Source organism: Bradyrhizobium sp. USDA 4502 (genome assembly GCF_054063355.1).
Map to the genome: position 1 here is coordinate 4,651,779 of NZ_JBSSGF010000001.1, position 19,291 is coordinate 4,671,069.

Consider the following 19,291-nt stretch of genomic DNA (forward strand, 5'->3'; position numbering starts at 1 on the left):
GACTGCAAGCAGGATTTATGCGGCCATCGATACCTTCCGGATCCAGACCTTGTTGTCGTGGAACGCGGCGCCGCCGAGCGGCGCGACGGCCTCCGCCCCAGTCAGCATGTTGATGCCGCGCCCGCCGATATGGGACTTGTTCGGATGGATCGACTCGGCGATCAGCACGCCGCGGCGAACGCCATCGAACAGTTTTGCGGTCAATGTGGTCTCGCCGCGCATGTTGCCGAGCGTCACCGCGTCGCCATCGGCGATCAAGAGCGTTGCCGCATCGTCGGGATGAATCATCACGGTCGGCGCGCCCTCGCGGGCCTGCGACGACGGCGTTTCGTTGAAGCTGGTGTTCAGGAAGCTGCGCGAGGGTGACGTCGCGAGCCGGAACGGATGCTGTGCGTCCGCCTCCTCGATGATGGTCCAGTGGTCGGGCAGCGAGGGCATCTTGTCCCACGCCCCCATTAGCCCGCCGGTGCCGACGGGCACCTTGCCCCAATCCACCTTGAAGTGGAACTTCTTGTCGGCATGGGCAAAGCCGTCGAGATAATGCGACGTGCGGAAATCAGGTTGCAGGTCGCGCCAAATGTCGGCCTCCAGGGCCTCGATCGTGCCGTGCCCGCTCTTCTTCAGCGTCGCATCGATCAGCTGGCGCGGCGTCATGTCGAAGCCGGGATGCACGGCGTTGAGCCGGCGGCCGAGCCCCTGCATCACCTCGTGATTGGAACGGCACTCGCCGGGCGGATCGATCAGCTTCGGGCCGACCGAGATGTGCTGATGACCGCCGCCGTAATAGAGGTCGTCGTGCTCCATGAACATCGTCGCCGGCAGCACGATATCGGCCATCTGCGCCGTCTCGGTCATGAACTGCTCGTGCACCGCGACGAACAGATCCTCGCGAGCAAAGCCCTGGCGCACCAGCGCCTGCTCGGGCGCGACCGTCATCGGATTGGTGTTCTGGATCAGCATCGCCTTGACCGGCCCGCCGCCGCGGAGCGCCTCGGCATCGCCGGTCAGGATGCGGCCGATCTTGGACTGATCGAGCACCCGCGTCGAGGGATCGATCGCGTCGTGGCCTTCGATGATCGACTCGTCGAAACGCCAGATTGCGGCGTTATTGAAGAACGCGCCGCCGCCCTCATATTGCCAGGCGCCGGTGACCGCGGGGATGCACGAGGCAGCGTGCATCTGGGCGGCACCGTTGCGGCTGCGGGTGAAGCCGTAGCCAAGACGGAAGAACGAGCGCTTGGTCTGTCCGACCAGCCGCGCGAACGCCTCGATCTCCTCGACTGGCACGCCCGAGATCACTGAGGCCCATTCCGGCGTGCGGGTCTTGAGATGCGCTTCCAGCTCGTCGGGGCAATCGGTATAGCGCGCGAGATATTCGCGATCGGCAAATCCCTCGCGGAACAGCACGTGCATCACGGCGCAGGCAAACGCGCCATCGGTGCCCGGCCGCAGCAGGATCTTGATGTCGGCCTGCTTCATGGTCTCGTTGTTGTAGACGTCGACCGCCGCGATCTTCGCGCCGCGCTCCTTCCGCGCGCGCGATGCATGCGTCATTACATTGACCTGGGTGTTCACCGGATTGGTGCCCCAGATCACGACGAGGTCCGAGACGCCCATCTCGCGGGGATCGACACCGGCGATCTTGCCGGTCCCGGCCGCAAAGCCGATACGCGCGATGGTTGCGCAGATAGTGCCGTAGAAGCGCGAATACTTCTTCACATGCGACAGCCGGTTGAGGCCGTCGCGCATCACGAGCCCCATGGTGCCGGCGTAGTAATAGGGCCAGACCGACTCGGCGCCGAATTCCCGCTCGGCCGCATCGAACCGCGCCGCGATCTCGTCCAGCGCCTCATCCCAGGAGATCCGCGCGAACTGGCCGGAGCCCTTCGGCCCGGTCCGGCGCAGCGGATACATCAGCCGCTCGGCATGATGAATCCGCTCGGCATAACGCGCGACCTTGGCGCAGACCACGCCGGCGGTGTAGGTCTGCTGTTTGGAGCCCCTGACGCGGCCGATCGAGCGTCCCTCGATCACCTCGACGTCGAGCGCACATGCCGACGGGCAGTCGTGCGGACAGGTTGAATGGCGGATATCGACCTTGGCATGCTGGTTCATGGCCAAATTGGTAACATCAAATATCCCCCGCGCCGAGGGGCATTATTGACCCAGCCAGCGCGAAATCCGGGCACGTGCCATGCGGCAGGCGCCCGGACGGGCAGTTATTGGTCTGAGCAGTCCCATCAGACTCGGAAGATGCGGGTGTAGTGCGATTTGATCGATTCCCCTTCCCGTTCCACCGCCACCGGATCGTCCTTCATCGTCTTGATGTCCTTTAGCGGTCTGCGTCCAGCCTTCTCCTTGGCCTGCGCGTGGACGGATCTGAGGCCGCCGATCTCGACATTGAGCTGCTGCCCCTCACGCCCGAGCGCGAAGGACTGGAACAGCCTGGCGGCATTCGGATGCGGACAGTCCTTGAAGATCCCGTTCGGGCCGACAATAATCGGCGACCCCTCGGTGGCATAGACCGGCTCGACCGGGCGGCCGGCCTCCTTCATCTGGAAGATGTTGTATTCGTTGCCGTCGGCCATCACAGCACGCTCGCCGAGATCGAGCTTCTTGGGTGGATCGGTCGAGGACTGCACCTGCATGATGTTCTGCTTGGCGAGCTTCTCGAAAAAGCTCCAGCCGAGATCGCGCTGCATCTGGTAGGTCGCGGTCATGATGGTGCCGCTATAGCCGGGATGCGCCTTCACGATTTTGCCCTTCCATTTCGGATCGAGCAGATCGGCAAAGCTCTTCGGCGCCTCCTCGGCCTTCACGAGATTGGTGTTGTAGGCAATGATCGAAAGCCAGACCCGGAAGCTTGCGAATTGCCCGTCCGCGTCGCGATGCTCCTCGGGGTAGTATTTTGCGACCTCTTCCGGAACATAGGGCGCGAGAATGCCGTCGCGCTTCCACACGATGAAATGCGCGGCGTCGGAGGAATTGACGACGTCGACGGCATGAATGTTGCTGGAATATTCCTGGCCGACCCGCTGGAACACGCGCTCCGCGCCGGTGCGTTCGACGCGCACGGTGATATCGGGATACTTCGCTTCAAATGCCCTTGCCAGCTTCTCGGCAACCGGCAGATCGGTCGACGTGTAGTAGACGACCTGCCCCTCTTTCTTCGCCGCTTCGATCAACGTCGGCGTCACCGGTTCCGCAGGCGGCGCGGCGGCCATCACGCGCGTTGAAAGGGCGGCCCCAGCCAGCACCGCGCCCGAGCCCTTCAGCATGTCGCGGCGCGATAGCCCAGGATGTTTCCTCATATGATTCCCCGCACGCGATGGCGAAGTTTGAGCACACCGTCCTCCCGCTCTTATTCCGATGCGCGAAAACGGAGTCTGTCGTCGACAGAAGCTTCAGGTTGCAGCTAGACTTCTGATCAAGAAACAAGACTAAAGTTGGGGGATTCAGTCAATGGCGAGCCTGCGATACGCCTTGGTGTTTGTCGCGGCGTTGCTGATCGTGTCCATGTCAGGCTCATATGCCGACGCCGAAGACTATCCTGCGCGGCCGGTCAGGATCATCGTTCCCTTTGGTCCCGGCGGTTCGGCCGACGGCGTCGCGCGACAAATCGACGGCATCTTGCAGGAAAGCTTCGGCCAGCCCTTCGTGGTGGAAAACCGCACCGGCGCCGGCGGCGTGATCGGCACGCTCGAGATCGCAAAGGCAGAAACTGGCCGTCGCGCGATATCTCCTCAGGCTAAATCGAAGTTGTTTGGGAGTTCTTCGCCTGCAACCTTGAGCATAGCTTTGGGAGACCGCCCTGGTATTTCAAGTTTCACCCATTGATCGCCCATCCTGGTGGAGATTTCGGTAATCAACAGAACCGTGGCGGGCATTAGCCCCCCGCCAAGCGAAGAACATTCAGATCCAAAGCGCCAAAATTTGGTGATCGCGTCAGTTAAGAGTTTCTTGTTTCTGACCGAGTCGCCTTTGCGAAGTTGAATAAATGGCTTCATCATCGAAATGATCCAACCGATCTAGTAACCGAACAACCTTCTAAACCCCGGCAGATTTATGCTTCAATCGTGGTGCGTATTGGATGTGAATGTGCTTCACTCCGCCTTCCACCGCGTGATGTAGAGCAGTATTGCCACCCTTGATCGGATTGCTATTCGTGTCGTTGTAGCTGTTTAAGAAAGCAATCACTTCGGAAATTTCAGTGTTGCTAAAAATGCTGCTCCTTATGTCAACAGCGGCCCAAACACCGTGCGCCGTCTTTCTGTGCTTGTTGGTCTTGTCGTTTTTGTAGATGCGGTCGTTCTCATCCTGCCCTCTTTCGATTTGCGTAATCACGATGTCCTTATGGTACCTGCTTTGCACCATGTCCTGCAGCCTGTGTAATATCCCGCACAGTTTTGGATTAAAGTGATGCAGTTTCGAATACTGCGGCCTGAGAGCCGCATCTTTAAATAAGATCGGCATGAGCGAAGTCTCAGTTAAAAGTAGAGAAAAAGGTAAGGCAAAATCGTAGATAGGTTTGCGGACATGGTGAGCCATGTCAAGTCCGAAGGAAGACTTGCGACACGCGATCGTCTCATCGACCTCGCCGCTGACGAGGAGCCATGTTTGAATTGCTCCGCAGGAGAGGCAAAGGGGCTGTAACAATTATTGCCGGTAGACAGGGATGCGCATGCGCTATCCGATCATTGTCACAGCCGAGTTGCAGCCTGCGCAGACCAATGTCCGCAGTGTTTCCGATGCGACATGCGAACGACCGGCTGGCGGCTATCCATCAGCTAAGAAGGCATGTTATTGAAATGTTTATGAACTATCGTGTTCGCTCATTTTTACTGACATGGTCATGGATGTATTGCGCCCAATCAAGGTGCACGCCGCAGTCAAGCGCGAGTTTAAAGAATTCGTCAGCCGCCTCGTAGAAATCGATCTTGAACTTGCTGGCGAGGTCGTCTGCAAAGTTTGCTACATCGCGGACGTTCCTCCGACTGACTGGCTGATTCTGGCTTACAAAAAATGAGAACCGGTCGATTACGGCGGTCGGAAGATTGGCCCCATAGATGAAGTAGTGCAAATGCTCCAGAAAACTTGGGTGGTAGAAGATATTCCGACCTACTATGCCATTGCGCTCAAACATGCCTTGCCTCGAATGTTTAGCTCCCTTCCGATGATAGGCCGGATCAATAAACCAACTAATGCGATGGTATGGTAACCCATCGCGCTTAATCAGCGAATCCATGAGTGCGCCAACGGGCTTGGCGTTAGTGAGCAAATTTTGGTCTTCGTGAGATGAAAGATCGAAATCAATTTGCTCTAATAGAGCACGCTCGTCCTGGGTGAGTTCGATTTTTCCAAGATAACCCGCCATCGGTCAGACTGCCGGGACCACCCAAGTTGTTAGGTTATTTGACAGCAATCGCGGCCTAGCTGGAGGCTGCGTGCGCAGCTTCGCCTCAGGCATCGGGTCACGCTGCCGGGACGCCGACAAATCCTTGAACTACGTCGGGTCGCGCAACTAAGCGCGACCCCACGTTCCGCAGTCAGAAGGTCCAACGGAAGCCGCCTAGAGCACCATACGACGAGAATCCTGAAATATCGGTCCCGTGCGCTTCTACGAAGCTCGAAAACGTTGGTGTCCAGAGCATATTCAATTTGCCGGAAGCTCTTCCGCCGACCTGCCCTGTAGCAAATAGCGACGCCGATGGGATAAAGGCGGTCCCGGCAGTATTCAGAACGGCGCCGATCCCACTTTGTGACACCATCGAAAATGCCTCAAGCTTAAGAGAGGGTTGGACTCGAACGCCATTCCAGGTTGTTTCGGTGCCGAAGCGCGCTCCGCCGTGGACTTCGGTGCTATCACCGGTCTGGGTATCGAAATTGGCCGTGAAGGTCTGTGAATATGTTACGCCAACCGTTGGTTCAATGTACCAGCCGTTCCCGAGGTCGAATTTGTATTGCACGTTCGGCGCATAGCTCAAGCCGGTACTATCACCGCCAACCGCGACGGCGACTCCAGGAACGGGAGCGATAAGCGGGCCCGAAGTCGAACTCCACGAGCCGCTCAACGTAAAGTCCGCAGAGAAGCCTCCGTTGATGTAAGCGATTGTACCCGCGCCGACGCCGGTGTTCGTATCAATGCCGGGCGCATTAGACCAAACACCAGTTCCCGTAAAAATAAAGGTGAGCGCGTCATAAGCCGAAAAGATGCCGATCTTCGTGATATCAGCAGCGCCGGTTACGCCAAACGAACTCACAGTGATCCCCGCTGCGCGACTAGAGTCGCCCGACCCAATAAGATTTAGGCCGTAGAGATAGGTCGGCGCAGGCGCCGCAATAACCGGCGGCGCCTTAGTGTAGACGGGCGCTTTCGCATAGGCGAGGGCTGCAAATGGATCGTTGGCCGCTGATAAACGTTCGTCGTTGTCGCCCGTAAACTGGAGCCTGCCCGGCGAAATTGGCGCAGCTAAACGCCTGCCTTGGATCTGATCTCGGACGTTTTCCAAGATATTCTGAACTGTATTCTGAACGATTCTGTCGGATATCTGATCCGCTTTCGCAGGCATCCCAGTGAGGGATGCGAATACCGATCCGAGCAGAATGCCGCACGCACCAAATTTCAAATTGCTAAATGCCATCGCAAGCCCCATGACGGCGGAAGCAACCGGCCCCCGAAATAACGATACAATGAAAGAATTGTATCGTGACTCGCCGATATGTCTGCTGGATTTCAGCCTGCAACTGCCGGTTTATTCCCACAGATGCAAATCCGCAACAGCCCCCTCCACCATTGCGGCATTTCGGCGCTATGCCGCTCGCTTACAGGTTGAGCAGAGCGTTCGCACTCCTGGCACTCACCGTAAAAATACGGGCCCGACTTATTTCGTCGAGTTATTCGCACTGGAAATGTTGGAGACCTGAACCCTTCTGTTGACTTCGGCGAAGGGGTGGCCGGGATCCTTAAGTTTAGTCTTGCCGTATCCGACTGTGACTAAGTCTTCCCCGGGAACTCCGAAGTTCTGAATAAGGTAGCGCTTGATCGAGTCCGCTCTGCGCTGGGACAGATCCTGGTTGTAAGCTTCAAGCCCAGCCGCATCAGTATGTCCTGCAACCACAAACGTCGCGCCCTTCAGATCAGGACTCCCAAGCGCGCGGCCGAGCGTCTGAACCGAGGGTAAAGCCTTGGAGTTAATCTCTGCAGAGTTGTAGTCGAAGGTAATTTCCAAATCGATTTGAGGCTTGTCCTCGGTAATCACCGCGACCTGTTCGCGCTCATCGGGCGTAAGCACGCGCTCTAGGCCACGAATTCTCTCAACGAAGCTAGCTTGAACTGAAGGATCAACGCGCGGGTTCGTCGTTATACTTCGAGCCAACTCTTTTTTGGCCGTCAAAGCCTGAATGATCTGATCCTCAGTCACGCGATCCGCCGCTGAAACAGCACTCGATGCCAGAGCAATGCTTGCGATCTGAAGCCAGTAGAGTGACCGAAATCTATTTGGTGTCTGCAGGTTTGACATGGTCAGACCCTAAATCGCAGTACTTTTTCTATGCAATAACTAGATCTAAGAGGGATTACTTTATCCTCGCCAGCCCTATTGTTGAAAATGATGGGTCTTTCGTGCATCAATGTCAACGACTACAAAGTTTGACAACAAGCGCAAGCCAAACACGCTCGATGAGGTCTGGACGTCTGGTCTGAGCATTTGGGTCCGCCTCGTTTCTGGTGCGTCATACTTGATCGTAGTGTAATTTATTTCGATCAGACTCGGATTTTATCAATGAGGCTCTGGGTTTGTGGGAGCTGGTAATGCAAGACGCCAGGGGCAATCGCAAAAGCTGGCATGTCAGGACGGCGACCTTCGGCTTAGTGCTTTTTACGGCTTTGCTTGTGACCCAAGCTTCAGCCCAGGAAAGGGTCGCACTCGTTATTGGCAACAGCCAATACCGCAAAGTAAATCCGTTGCCCAACCCCGTGAACGACGCTTCCGATATGACGGCTTCGCTGACAAGGCTTGGCTTTTCAGTCAAAAATCTGAACGATCTTGACTTCGACGGGTTCAGACGAGCGCTTGTTGACTTCGCTAATGTCGCGCGCACCGCCGATCAGGCTGTGATTTTCTTCGCGGGCCATGGAGTCGAGATCGACGGGAAGAACTGGCTAATTCCGGTCGATGCCGAGGTGAAGTCGGAGATCGACGTTTATGCGGAGGCGATCAATCTCGAAACCTTAATCGACATATCCGTCATGCCCAAGACCATTGGTTTAGTGATCCTTGATGCCTGCCGGAACAATCCTTTTGCGTCAGGCAAGGCTCCTCCTTCAAAAAGCATGTCTGGCTCGAAGTCAAAAAGGCTGTTGGCTGATAGTTCGACTAAATTCGCGCGCAAAACCTCGGCAGCTGAGGCCCCGGGGGGCCTGGCTCCGGTTGAAGTATCCGACAATGTGTTAGTCGCATACGCAGCGGCAGCGGGCACGATCGCCCGTGACGGGAGAGGCCGAAACAGCCCGTACTCGGGTTCTCTTTTGCGGCACGTAGAAGCGCCTGGACTTGAAATCAACTACCTCTTTCGTCTCGTGCACGACGATGTCGTCCAAGAAACAAAATACCAGGAGCCAGCAGTATACGGGACGCTGTCGAAAGAGGAAATCTACTTCAAGCAGGGAGATGCGCCAAGTACACCGACCGTCGACCTTGGGCCCGAGGCAGAAGCACTAGCATGGCAATTTGTTCGCGCGACAAATGATATAGCTACGCTGCGTCGCTTCTCAGACCAGTTTCCGACCAGTCCTCATGCTGAGGAGGTTCGCGAACGTGTTGCTCAGCTGGAAAGCGCAGAGAATTTGGCTTGGGCGATTGTCGAGCGACAAAAATCGATATCAGCTTATCGTGCCTATCTTGATCTATATCCTTACGGTACGCGTGTAGACCAAGCGCGCGCGACGTTGGCATCGCTGGAGGCTGCAGCCTCATCAAAAAAGGTTGCAGCGGTAGAACTGCCTCGACCGCCCGCGTCAAAGTATCAAACGGCCTCGGCGTCGGTCGACTTAAACGGGAAGAACCCAGAGGTGGTAGAGAAGGCATGGGAGGTGCTTAAGCCATCTCGCGATCAACGATTGGTTTCTCGTTTCTCCCAAGCATATCCCAGCCTGAAGTCCCATCGGCTATCGCCTGGCAGCGATCTGTCGTTGTCGTCAATCAACCCCACAGACTTGATGATCAAGACAGCTCAGGATGAAGACGTAAATCAATGCTTCGGCGGCCACCCCGCAGCTTGCGCTAAGGCAACTCAAAAATACCCTGATTATGTTCAGCTCAAATTCCAGCTGTGCAGGGCAAAAGGAAATCCGAAGGGTTGTATGACCCAAGCCGTCGAGAACGCTCGTAAGCGAGGGCTGCTCGTTTCTAGATTTACCCGCTCAGAACTGGAAAAGGCTCGCAACAAAGAATATCGTCGCGTAGCCTCACGCGTACAAGAGAACGTCGGAAACGTCGTCTCCAACGTCATTAGCAATACCGTCAGCACCTCCGTAAGCAATGCTGTCGGCGCCGCGGTCTCCGCGGCCGCCGGTAGGGCTGCTGCAGCTGCTGCATCAGCAGCGGCAGCCCGTGCTGCATCTACTGCGGCTTCGACCGCAGCAGCCCATGCCGCATCGTCCGCTGCATCGGGTGCAGCAACCAGAGCAGCATCGAGCGCTGCAAGCAGAGCGGCATCAAGCGCTGCGAGCAAGGCCGCAGCAGACGCGGCGGCGCAGGCGGCAGCAAGGGCGGCAGGCAACATCAGGATTCCCTCGGATATACGACTGAAGCGTGATGTCGTCCAACTGAACGTTGTGCGACGGGGTTTGCGGCTCTATCGCTACAAATATCTCGGGGACAATACCTACTACGTAGGAGTGATAGCGCAGGACGTGGCCAAACGCATCCCGGCGGCCGTTGGCCGTGCGCCCGATGGTTATCTACAGGTCGACTATGCGATGCTTGGACTGGACTTCATGACTCTCGCCGAATGGACCAAGACACATCGCCAACGTGCGCACTCGGTCATCTCGTCATCGAGGTGAGACATCCAATGCGGCAAGTCCGTTGGCTTGGTTCAATCATAGTCAATTGGAGCGTCCTTCGATTTAACTGTTCCGAACTCGGAATGCGTATTGTTCTGCTCCCAATACTGATCGCTATCCTTCTCCAGTCTAGTTCCTTTGTGGAAGCTTCCGAGGTTCGAGTCGCACTTGTCGTTGGAAATTCGGACTATAGGCAGTTCGAACGACTGAGGACTCCGGCTAATGATGCGAAGGACATAGCGGGTGTCCTGACTACCCTCGGCTACGAGGTCGTATTTCGGAGGGACATTGGCAGCGACGATTTGCGATTGGTCCTGCGTGATTTCGCGGACAAGTCCGCGAAGGCAGACATTTCAATTATCTACTACGCCGGGTATGCTACCACCGCGAGAGGCGAAACCTACCTCGTACCTGTAGACGCGGGTTTCGTGGAACAAAAGCTTTCGGCAAAAGATCCAATTGCACTCCGTGCGGCGATGAATGCCGTTGCTGGGGCGCGATCCCTCGGATTAGTCATTTTGGATGGGAGGCGTGAAAATTCTCTCGAGACAACGCTACAACAATACGAAGACAAGCTGGAGCTTTCCACAGACTCTAGAGCGGCGGCACGAGGCGTTACACTCTTTTTTTCTGCCGAGCCGGGCAAGACGGTAGAAGAGGGAAATGGACGCAATAGTCCATTCGCAGCAGCGACAATGAGGTACCTTTTTCAGCCGAATCTTGAGGTCAGCTTTTTTTTCCGTAACGTTCGCGATGAAGTGAGAAAGGCCACAGCTCAAAAGCAAACACCCTATACGTATGGCCAACTTTCAAGCGCGAGAATTTTTTTGAACTCGGTATCGCAACGCAATCTCCAGGACCTGAAGTCTGATCCGCCAAAAGTTCATGCCTGCGACTTGCTTGCGGCGTCGCCTGAGGATGCGGGAAGAGACCCTTCTGTCTACGGGGTCAAGGTCGAAAACATCAGAGCTGGCGAAGCGGTAATTGCTTGCTCGGAAGCAGCCCAGCAATTCCCCCAAATTGCCCGCTTCCATTATGAACTCGGACGAGCATTCTTTGCCGCCAAGAACTACTCGTCAGCCCTCGCAAGTTATATGAGGGCATTTGAACTCGGTGATCTGCAAGCACTCTACGCTGTCGGCGGAATGTATGAGAACGGTGATGGCGTCGATAAGGATCCTGCTCGTGCGCGCTTCTACTATGAGACCGTAGCCGAAATGAACTTTTCTCCGGCCATTGTGAGCCTGGGAATTCAATACGAACAAGGCATCAGCGTCACTAGGAACTTGGGAACGGCTTACAGCTACTACCGGCGTGCAGCCGATCTCGGTAATCCACGGGCAGTCAATCTGATGGGCGAGCTCACGGAAAAGGGCCTAGGGACAGCGCGGGATGCTGTTCAAGCACGTGGCCTCTATGAGAGAGCTGCGGACCTGGGTGATAGCGCCGCGATGTTGAATTTGGCCAGATGCCTCGCCGATGGCATCGGTGGGCGCAAGGATGTAGTCGAGGCGCGGCGTTGGCTCGAGAAGTCATCGCTTGCTGCAAGCCCTTCAGGCAAGGAGTTGCTCGTTCGATTGGGGAAATCAAAAGCAAGGTAATCTCACAATTGACGAATGGAAAGATCAGTTGCGCGCATCGCGTCGCGACCTCACCATGGCACCGCACTTATGATGCCAGATGTCGCGGCTCTATCGGCATTAGCGGAGCTGTGCAGACGCTGCCTGAAAAATTGCGATCAATTCCCTATCAGCGGCATAGTCATTGGCGAACCTCGCACCGGTCTGCACAAGCACCAGTTTGTTTTCCGGATCGATCATCACGAATTGGCCGCGAAAACCCTGAAACGCGAACATGCGGTTATTTCCGGGGATAAGCCACATTTGGTAGCCGTACCCGGCCCAATAAGAATTGGAGAAACTCAGATGGGTATCGGTCGGTGCGATGGTGGTCCCCGTGAGCAGCCATTTTTCGGGGACAATGGCTTTATCGTTCCATTTACCGTCATGAGCAAGCATCAAGCCGAGGCGCGCCCAATCCCGAAGCGTCGCGTTGAAGTAGGCATACGCAACCTCGCGGCCCGTCGCATCCAACGACCACTTGGCGTCGGCCTCTGCGCCCAAGGGCACCCACAGCTTCTCCCTTGCGTAGTCGGATAGGCTACGGCCAGTTGCACCGGCAACTACGAGGCCCAAAACTGCTGTCTCTGCTGAAGAATAGTTCCACCGTACATTCGGAGGAGCCTCGCGCGTATTGAAGTGCTTCAGCCCAGCAATAACTCCTCCAGGCCCCTGTCCCACGGTGGAGCGAGAGAGAATAGCGCTGTCGCTCTTTGGGTCGGTCAGATTGGTTGTTTCCTCTTTCCAGGCGACTCCAGACGACATCTGCAACAGTGCCTTGATCGGGGTGCGTCCGTATTCAGATCCCTTCAGCTCCGGTACGTAAGTCTCAGCCGTGTCGTAGATAGATCGAATAACCCCATCCTTTACCGCAATTCCGACCAGCATTGCCGTGATCGTCTTGGCCATTGAGAACGACGTCATACGATGCTTGTCTGTCCGTGCGTACTGATATCGCTCCAAAAGAATAGTGTCGCCCTTCGCGATTAGAAAGCCGGTGATTGGATGGTGCTCGAGATAGTCGTCGAGCGTTAAAGTTTGCCCTAAGTAACTGTAGCGAATAATCGGTTCAGCGGGCGCGCGCATCAAGCGACTCGGCACCTTTGGGGCGGCAATAGTGCGTGTGGGGAAGAGCGTATCAAAATGGCTGAATGCCCCGACACGACAACGCTGTTTGGTGGCATAGTCGTAATTGGAGCAAGCCGGGTATCCATCCCTTCTGCCGTAGGCATCGGCGTCTTGGCCATCAGGTCGGAAATTCGGGCCTCGTGCTTCCGCCGTTGCTTCACCACCGAGAGCTGCGGTCATGCTAGCGAGCAAGACAAGCGCGATTGTCTTCATTTTTTCTCCCACGTCAGCAACCGACTGCATTAACTAGGGGAACTATGCCTGATCTGCTAATCCGGGCAAGAACTCAGGCGACTCGGCAAGTCAGCTTGGTCAAAAACGTCGGCTTCGGAATTGGATGGCCAAGTCCGCTTCACCCACGAGCGGCGGACCTAAGCGAGGTACCGATCCACTTCCCTTAATGGCCGCCTCAGATATCCTCTTGTGTTAGTGACGTCTGGCCGCGACGCAGCCGACTTCCGCCCTTGGCCAGAACTAAGACGCAAGCGTGCCAGCTTTAGCTCATTCGATCTTCTCTCGAGGTATACGCCAAATGATCTATGGAGCGTGCAGAAATACCGTCTGTACGTCAGGCCCTGTGTCTCTTGAGCTGACCGAATTCCGACCAGCGTCGAAGCCCGTGTACCAGCCTGAGAGAGTGCGCCACTCCACACCGATTCCGGGCCCAGGGTCGTATACCTTCACCTCATAGTCGCCGTGCACAGTTTTCCTAATCCCGGCAATAACAACGATATGACGCGTGCCGTTCGTCCAGAGAGGACCATAGCTTCGCAGCCAACCAGCTAAGGCGTCAATCGTCGGAGACATCGGTGGCACGTGAACAAGTCCCAATCTTCTCGCTAATGGAATAATTTGATGATTCTGTATTCCATTATTTGCCTTGTATAGCTCAATGGTAACGCGATCGTTCGCAGAGCATTGGTGAGCATTGCCGGGCCGGTACTGCTCCTTCCAGTTCAGAACCATCATGGCGGATGCAAACCAACAGGCCATGTCCTTGTCTTGGACAATCAGTTTGACCCCTTGCACTTCATAAATTCCATTGAATTTCGTCATGATGCACCAGTTGGTTCTTGAAATGTTGCGTTCCTGGTACCTGCTCAGCACTTCACCTTTCTTGCCGTGGTTCGATTCTTTGTTCCGAAACTCTATTGTCTGATCAATCCACAACTACTAAATGTCCGCCCATACCAGCAGCCTGAACGCAGGCAGGCTTGGTGGAGGCGCACACATATGGTCGCCCCGCAATCTGGACCGCCGCCCAGCTGTACACATCTTACTCTACATACGCCTAGCGATTTGGTGCAGGTCAAGCCGACTGGCTTGGATTCCTGGCTCTGCTCTAGCTGATCAGTCGGACGCTTACGGGCTGAGGGGCTAGAGCGCTCGCGAACTCGTTCTTTGTCAACAACCGTTGGCCTTCCTCGAACCTTTTTACACGAGCCATCGTCATTAAGCTCGTGGCCCGCGCCGCAGTTAGACTTGACGCAACTGCTACCCTCGGCGCGAAAACCGCGTTCGCAAATAAGCGGGCAAGTTCGGCCCATTTTGCTCTTTACAGCGTTTAGCGCCTCGGTGCTCGCAACCTTCACATCAAATCGAGTGCCGGTATATTTGTTGAAGAGTTCTAGGGCGAGTTGGGAGGCTATGGTCCAGTCGCCATCTACCGCACCCGTGTTGCATCCGACACGTCGAAGTTCGTCCTGGAGTGCAACCCGCAACTTAAGATCGACCGGTTCGGAAGATGAAGATAAGGCGGCGACCTCCTTGTCGATCCTCTTCGCTTTCTCTTGTTCCGTGACCCGCGTAGCTTCTGCGGCCGCAGCCTTCTCCTGAGCGGAACGCGTTGCTTCCTCCGCCAGAATACGAGCTTCCTCTGTCGCCTTCGCAACGGCAACTGCCTTAGCTAATTCGGCCTCTTTCGCGCCTTGCTCGGCGAGATGGGCTCTCTCTTTCTCGGCTAGGCGGGCCTTCTCCGCTGCCACCGCGCGCGCCTCTTCAGCAGCGATCTTGTTTAGCTGTCCTTTTGCAAGATTTGCGTAAAAGCCATCAGGATACAGTGAGAGGAACGCCTCCCATCCGTCACGCGTAGCAAGCTGCAGAGCCAACTCATAATCGCGCCGAACTGCGGCTTGTGGGTCTGCTTGAGGAGCCATGGGTGAAGCTGCAGGGACCAGAGGAGCATCGTCGCCACCGAGCGAACCGTAGACGTAAGGCTCCTGTTTGTTGCCAGTGCTCTTCAGCACGTCGTCCCGGACGAAGCCCAGCGCTCGCCGGATATCTAGGCCGGGTCTTGGCAAATACTCGATGAGTGCTTTGACAAATGGGCTGTTCTTAGAGTTTCCATCTGATGCCGTCGACCCCGCCTTTGCTGCGAATGCGATGAGAGTGTTCGCAGTTGTCGGCTCTACTCTGGCAAGTCCTCGCGAGGTAGTTCGTGAGACAGCGGTACTCCGCCTCATTCGATCGACGAAGGGATTGACCCGGCACGCATCGAGGATGATAAGCCTAAGCTGTTTAGCCGGCTCAACAGCAAACAGCACTCGATCGAGCGATACAGTTTCGTCCAGTGCATCGCCATCGGTCTCAAGAGCTGCATCGACGGGCACCAAATAATTCGTGCCGTCTAACTCGATTCCGTGACCTCCAAAGTAGACGACGGCAACATCCGCGCCCCGCGTTCTATCTGAAAACTCGCGTAGCGCTTTACGAAGGTTTGTCGCAGAAAGATCAAACTTCGACTCAACGGAGTCGAAGTTCGCCGCCTCAAACATCGCAGCTACTGCTATAGCGTCATTCATGGGATTAGAAAGACGAGGAGCGTTCTGATAGCCAGAATTGCCGATAACCAAGGCAACCCGCTTTCCGGCAATCGCCGGGCTAAAGGCGAAACAGCTGCACAAAACTAACAGAGCCAAGAGACGAATTGCGCTCATCGTACGTCCTCGGACAATCGATCCATTATGAATTAGCTTCAAAGGGATTAGCAAATGTGCTGGAAGCATCCCATAATGGGCCGCCATCATCATCAGATTGTATCGAGGTCTCGTGCCCTCCACGGGCTTGTAAGCCAAATATGACGTCGCCAACTGAGGCGGGCTTGGTCGGTTTGCTACCTGCTCATCCCCGTATAACTACGGGTGACGAACGATACTTTCGCCTCGAGAAATCCATAGTCGAGAGTTCGCTAGGAACGAGCCTAAGGAATTGCGGGCCCCCGAACGGTGAGGGAAACCGAGTAGACGGCGCTTCGCTGTCTTGTCCACCTGCCCCCTTCAAAGAACGGCTCCGGCGCACCTTACGGGGCTATGATGGCACGCGCCGTAGCCCTTCCCCGAAGAGCGCTTCACCAAGAGCGCAATTTCATGCTACCGGGGAAAGATGGCGCAGGAGATGAACCTCTCGGATTACCCCGCCAGACGCCGCCCGGGTTCGGTTGACCAAGGATTGATGGTGTCCTGCCCGAAATAGCCGGCTCCCTTTCGGGAATGGGCCTCGACAGCACGGGCCGGGCGCGCCCACGCCAGGTAGGGCCGCTTCTAAACGAAGGGGTGAAATACTCGCCTGGTCTTCATGAAGACGTGAGACTGCGACGCACGAGAATGCGGCATCCTTGCACATGCCGTGAACGGCCCATTCATTGGGCCCAAAATAGATTGATCCGTCCCCGTTCAGCATGTCGCCGGGATAGTAGGCGCAAGCCGGAATATTCAGTCGAGAAGGTCTACATGGGTTTCGATGATGACGAAGCCTTTTGTCAGGGATCGAACTATCTTGAGATACCCGCGTGAGAGATGACTTCGAAATAATTTCGTGCGATATGGTGTCGTGCGCCATGGAAAACTGCCCCCTCATATTGCCTCAGATGATAATGTTACCGAAGCGCACCCTAGTCTCTCCTGAATCAGCTGCCGCGAGTCCGAGCAAGCCGCTCACAAGCTGATTGCCTTCGCAAAACATTAGGGCTTCCGCCCTCGCGCCTGCGCGCCATATCGGGCGCGCACGAAGGCAAGACTGAGAACGGCGTCGGCTACGTGAAGAAGAACGCGATTGCGGGGCATTCCTTCCCGAGCTGGGAGGCATTCGAGGCGCATCTCGACAGGTGGGAGCGTGAAGTCGCGAACGTTCGCATCCACGGCACGACCGGCGAGGCGCCGATCTTCCGCTTTGCGCGTGACGAGATACATCGGTTGAAGCCGCTCGGCGGGCAGCCGTCGTTCGGATCCTTGCGTGAACTGACCCGCGTCGTCGGCAATGATTGCGCCGTCGAGATCGACACAAACAGCTACTCGGTACCGTGGCGCCTTATTGGCGAGCGCGTGGCTGTAACGATCGCGGCCGGCGAAGTGCGGATCCGCCATGGACTGCACCAGGTTGCGGTCCACAAGTTGAGGCAATCACCTGAAACGCTCCGGCCGGTAGGAACGTTCCCGCCATCTTCGGTTTATGTAATCCGCCGGAGCGGAGCACGGTTCCGGCCGTGCCCCTCAGACAGCACGGACGGGACCGCGTTTACTTCGCCGGGGTGCCACTCATTGCCCCCAGCCTCATCCCCGCCCGAAATTCTCCGGGATTGCAGCCGTACGTGTGACAGCTAGGATTGACCGCGTGGGTTGAGGGCTGATCGTGTCGAAGGAACGGCAGGCGAAGGAAGCCGCGCAGATATTCCGGCTCTTGGGAGCCTTTCGCTCGATCCGGGACCGGGCAGTACGACGGCATGTGATCGAAGCCGTCGAGGCGATGGCGGATCGCCGCGAGGCTCCCGACGACAAGGCCGACACGGCGAACATCGCGGACAACCAAGATCGAGCCACCATCCGGCCAGACCGCGGCCATGAAGGCGAACAATGATCGCGATGTCAGCGGCGGCGAGGCAGCGCGATCTCGGTCTGGTTGCCCCCTATCCCCAAGATCGAGATCGCGCCTTCGTACTGCCCGGATCAGTCGTCGTACCTCTCACTGGAATTCCCCGCGTGTTCTTTGCGTTGTTCGAGGCTGAAACGGCGGTGGCGGCATGAGTATGTTTCTTGTTTTCGGACATGCCTTCAGCGCGTCCATTGAGCCGAAGATCGTGCATCTTCTGCACGATCGCGAGGCCTTTAAGAAGGGACTCGTGGCTGGGTTTGAGGAGGCAGCTGCTGCCGGATTCGATGCCGTGGATAAATTGCCGGTCGTGCTCGATGACATGCTGATCAGAACAACCTTCCAAGTGCTGGAAGAAAAGTTCAATCGATCAAACGACACATCGGAGCGGCGTAAAGTCGTCGCCGAAATATTAAAGCTGGCGGAGTTGGCAAAATGATCGCCCCCGACAACGAATTGCGCGCCCTCTTGCTGCCCGAATCGGAACCGCTCATGGCGCGGCCGGAAACTCACATTTCGGCATGTCCTGACGGCCCGGCCTACCCCAGAGCTACCCCAAGGCCGGGCCGCTTTTTTCTAATTTTCAGCAGGAATATTGCAGCGCATTGGGGCGCACGACTTCGCCCGTAGGTCTCCACCGATCACATCCCATCTCAGAGCTAATGTTGCCGTGGAGCGCAACCGGCCAACAGTGGTGTCCGGGTGGACCATTTCCGCTATTCAACGACTTAGGGAATACGCCAGCGCGGAGCGCGGTCCCTGATGCTTCTTCCGCCAGCCCCGGATACAAGGGACCGCGTACTTCACGCCGGTTTGCGGGAACGGCTTGCTATGATCCAAACAATTTTGGCAATCTACGGCTTCAACTACATTGCTCACGCTCTCTCTCTGGTCTTGTGGGATGAGTTGGATATTCCGAGCGACGACCGAGCATTGTTGCCGCGTCCGGCATGACCTTTGTCACTACCGGTGTCTTTCACACATAGCTGTCTATCAGGCGACCACGGGCCGCGGCTCGGACCTTGCTCGCGGGCGGCCTCGGTAACTTCCCAGACTACCCAGATCGGGGTCGCTTTAAGGCGTTTGCATTGGCATCATATTTAGTGGGTGTCCGATCAATGGCTGACGAAGATCGTTATCTCCGGCCTCTTGTCGAGGCGGGCGTTCTCATCGCGCTTATATGGCGTTATTCGCGTGGTCGCGCCTATCTTCGTGATGCTCGAATCGGATGGGCGACGATCGTGTCGAAGACAGAGCAGGCAAAGGACGCAGCCGAGATGTTCCGGCTCATCCGCGCGACATCCACCCGCGCCGGTCATCCCCTCGCGGAGACGACCGGCAGCGAGATTTTAGACGTCAACCTGTCGGTATCGCCAAGGCGTCATCTACTTCGATGCTGAGGCGTCTGACAATGCTTTCGATCTTGGTATGGTCGAGCAGTAGCTGAACGGCCCTAGGTTGCTAGTGCGCCGATAAATCAGCGTCGCCTTGGTTCGGCGCAGTGAATGTGCTCCAAACAACTGCGGAACGATCCCAGCACTGGCAATCCAATCGGATAACAACCGGACGTACTGCCGAGTAGTCAAACTGAAACTTGGTCCTTGCCGGCCTACAA

General features: G+C 56.5%; 13 protein-coding genes and 3 pseudogenes. 6 read left to right on the forward strand and 10 right to left on the reverse strand.

Features of this window, described 5'->3' with window-relative positions:
* Window positions 1-15: 15 nt before the first annotated feature.
* Both ACVW1B_RS21655 and ACVW1B_RS21660 read right to left on the reverse strand, forming a co-directional pair.
* Window positions 16-2,115: a molybdopterin oxidoreductase family protein gene (locus tag ACVW1B_RS21655; protein ID WP_456822222.1), complete on the reverse strand. Its 2,100-nt coding sequence runs from the start codon at window positions 2,113-2,115 to the stop codon at window positions 16-18.
* A gap of 125 nt (window positions 2,116-2,240) precedes the next feature.
* Entirely contained in the window at window positions 2,241-3,311 is a 1,071-nt protein-coding gene (locus ACVW1B_RS21660) for an extracellular solute-binding protein (RefSeq protein ID WP_456822223.1), read from the reverse strand.
* Between the two features lie 205 nt (window positions 3,312-3,516).
* On the opposite strand from ACVW1B_RS21660, the pseudogene ACVW1B_RS21665 reads away from it, so the two are divergent.
* Window positions 3,517-3,717: pseudogene (locus ACVW1B_RS21665) on the forward strand (tripartite tricarboxylate transporter substrate-binding protein); the annotation flags it as partial.
* A 330-nt stretch (window positions 3,718-4,047) separates the two neighbouring features.
* On the opposite strand, the gene ACVW1B_RS21670 reads toward ACVW1B_RS21665, so the two are convergent.
* From ACVW1B_RS21670 to ACVW1B_RS21685, 4 genes are all read right to left on the reverse strand, one after another.
* Window positions 4,048-4,548 carry a hypothetical protein gene (locus ACVW1B_RS21670; RefSeq protein ID WP_456822224.1) on the reverse strand — a complete coding sequence of 167 codons (501 nt, stop codon included), beginning with the start codon at window positions 4,546-4,548 and terminating at the stop codon, window positions 4,048-4,050.
* A 271-nt stretch (window positions 4,549-4,819) separates the two neighbouring features.
* On the reverse strand, window positions 4,820-5,374 hold the full coding sequence (locus ACVW1B_RS21675) for a hypothetical protein (RefSeq protein ID WP_456822225.1): 555 nt from the start codon (window positions 5,372-5,374) through the stop codon (window positions 4,820-4,822).
* Window positions 5,375-5,546: 172 nt separating this feature from the next.
* On the reverse strand, window positions 5,547-6,641 hold the full coding sequence (locus tag ACVW1B_RS21680) for an autotransporter outer membrane beta-barrel domain-containing protein (protein WP_456822226.1): 1,095 nt from the start codon (window positions 6,639-6,641) through the stop codon (window positions 5,547-5,549).
* Between the two features lie 240 nt (window positions 6,642-6,881).
* Window positions 6,882-7,520: an OmpA family protein gene (locus ACVW1B_RS21685; protein ID WP_253623551.1), complete on the reverse strand. Its 639-nt coding sequence runs from the start codon at window positions 7,518-7,520 to the stop codon at window positions 6,882-6,884.
* Between the two features lie 290 nt (window positions 7,521-7,810).
* Between ACVW1B_RS21685 and ACVW1B_RS21690 the strand changes: the two genes are divergently transcribed.
* Both ACVW1B_RS21690 and ACVW1B_RS21695 read left to right on the forward strand, forming a co-directional pair.
* The gene (locus tag ACVW1B_RS21690) at window positions 7,811-10,066 is read left to right on the forward strand and encodes a caspase family protein (protein WP_456822227.1); all 2,256 of its coding nucleotides are present in this window, start codon (window positions 7,811-7,813) and stop codon (window positions 10,064-10,066) included.
* Window positions 10,067-10,149: 83 nt separating this feature from the next.
* Window positions 10,150-11,667 (forward strand): caspase family protein, encoded by a 1,518-nt coding sequence (locus ACVW1B_RS21695; RefSeq protein ID WP_456822228.1) that lies wholly within the window; start codon window positions 10,150-10,152, stop codon window positions 11,665-11,667.
* A gap of 99 nt (window positions 11,668-11,766) precedes the next feature.
* On the opposite strand, the gene ACVW1B_RS21700 is transcribed toward ACVW1B_RS21695, so the two are convergent.
* The 3 genes from ACVW1B_RS21700 to ACVW1B_RS21710 all read right to left on the reverse strand — a co-directional run bounded on the left by ACVW1B_RS21700 (window position 11,767) and on the right by ACVW1B_RS21710 (window position 15,749).
* A complete protein-coding gene (locus tag ACVW1B_RS21700; RefSeq protein WP_456822229.1) occupies window positions 11,767-13,026 on the reverse strand; it encodes a serine hydrolase domain-containing protein in 1,260 nt (419 codons plus the stop codon).
* A 324-nt stretch (window positions 13,027-13,350) separates the two neighbouring features.
* Window positions 13,351-13,983 (reverse strand): papain-like cysteine protease family protein, encoded by a 633-nt coding sequence (locus ACVW1B_RS21705; RefSeq protein ID WP_253623547.1) that lies wholly within the window; start codon window positions 13,981-13,983, stop codon window positions 13,351-13,353.
* Window positions 13,962-15,749 (reverse strand): caspase family protein, encoded by a 1,788-nt coding sequence (locus ACVW1B_RS21710; protein WP_456823056.1) that lies wholly within the window; start codon window positions 15,747-15,749, stop codon window positions 13,962-13,964. Before ACVW1B_RS21710 ends, ACVW1B_RS21705 begins: the two co-directional genes overlap by 22 nt.
* Before the next feature lie 1,027 nt (window positions 15,750-16,776).
* On the opposite strand from ACVW1B_RS21710, the pseudogene ACVW1B_RS21715 reads away from it, so the two are divergent.
* The 3 genes and pseudogenes from ACVW1B_RS21715 to ACVW1B_RS21725 all read left to right on the forward strand — a co-directional run.
* A pseudogene (locus ACVW1B_RS21715) lies at window positions 16,777-17,204 on the forward strand (Mu transposase domain-containing protein); the annotation flags it as partial.
* Between the two features lie 235 nt (window positions 17,205-17,439).
* A complete protein-coding gene (locus ACVW1B_RS21720; protein ID WP_456822230.1) occupies window positions 17,440-17,664 on the forward strand; it encodes a hypothetical protein in 225 nt (74 codons plus the stop codon).
* A 163-nt stretch (window positions 17,665-17,827) separates the two neighbouring features.
* Window positions 17,828-18,115: a hypothetical protein gene (locus ACVW1B_RS21725; protein ID WP_456822231.1), complete on the forward strand. Its 288-nt coding sequence runs from the start codon at window positions 17,828-17,830 to the stop codon at window positions 18,113-18,115.
* A gap of 910 nt (window positions 18,116-19,025) precedes the next feature.
* Here ACVW1B_RS21725 and ACVW1B_RS21730 read toward each other — a convergent pair.
* Window positions 19,026-19,286 (reverse strand): annotated as a pseudogene (locus ACVW1B_RS21730) (tyrosine-type recombinase/integrase); the annotation flags it as partial.
* Window positions 19,287-19,291 lie beyond the last annotated feature (5 nt).

What these genes read in the sequence shown, in the direction of transcription:
- ACVW1B_RS21655 (WP_456822222.1), bottom strand. Translation starts at nt 2,115, where the DNA reads ATGAACCAGCATGCCAAGGTCGATATCCGCCATTCAACCTGTCCGCAC.
- ACVW1B_RS21680 (WP_456822226.1), bottom strand. Translation starts at nt 6,641, where the DNA reads ATGGCATTTAGCAATTTGAAATTTGGTGCGTGCGGCATTCTGCTCGGA.
- ACVW1B_RS21670 (WP_456822224.1), bottom strand. Translation starts at nt 4,548, where the DNA reads ATGGCTCACCATGTCCGCAAACCTATCTACGATTTTGCCTTACCTTTT.
- ACVW1B_RS21675 (WP_456822225.1), bottom strand. Translation starts at nt 5,374, where the DNA reads ATGGCGGGTTATCTTGGAAAAATCGAACTCACCCAGGACGAGCGTGCT.
- ACVW1B_RS21690 (WP_456822227.1), top strand. Translation starts at nt 7,811, where the DNA reads ATGCAAGACGCCAGGGGCAATCGCAAAAGCTGGCATGTCAGGACGGCG.
- ACVW1B_RS21695 (WP_456822228.1), top strand. Translation starts at nt 10,150, where the DNA reads ATGCGTATTGTTCTGCTCCCAATACTGATCGCTATCCTTCTCCAGTCT.
- ACVW1B_RS21725 (WP_456822231.1), top strand. Translation starts at nt 17,828, where the DNA reads ATGAGTATGTTTCTTGTTTTCGGACATGCCTTCAGCGCGTCCATTGAG.
- ACVW1B_RS21700 (WP_456822229.1), bottom strand. Translation starts at nt 13,026, where the DNA reads ATGAAGACAATCGCGCTTGTCTTGCTCGCTAGCATGACCGCAGCTCTC.
- ACVW1B_RS21685 (WP_253623551.1), bottom strand. Translation starts at nt 7,520, where the DNA reads ATGTCAAACCTGCAGACACCAAATAGATTTCGGTCACTCTACTGGCTT.
- ACVW1B_RS21710 (WP_456823056.1), bottom strand. Translation starts at nt 15,749, where the DNA reads ATGAGCGCAATTCGTCTCTTGGCTCTGTTAGTTTTGTGCAGCTGTTTC.
- ACVW1B_RS21660 (WP_456822223.1), bottom strand. Translation starts at nt 3,311, where the DNA reads ATGAGGAAACATCCTGGGCTATCGCGCCGCGACATGCTGAAGGGCTCG.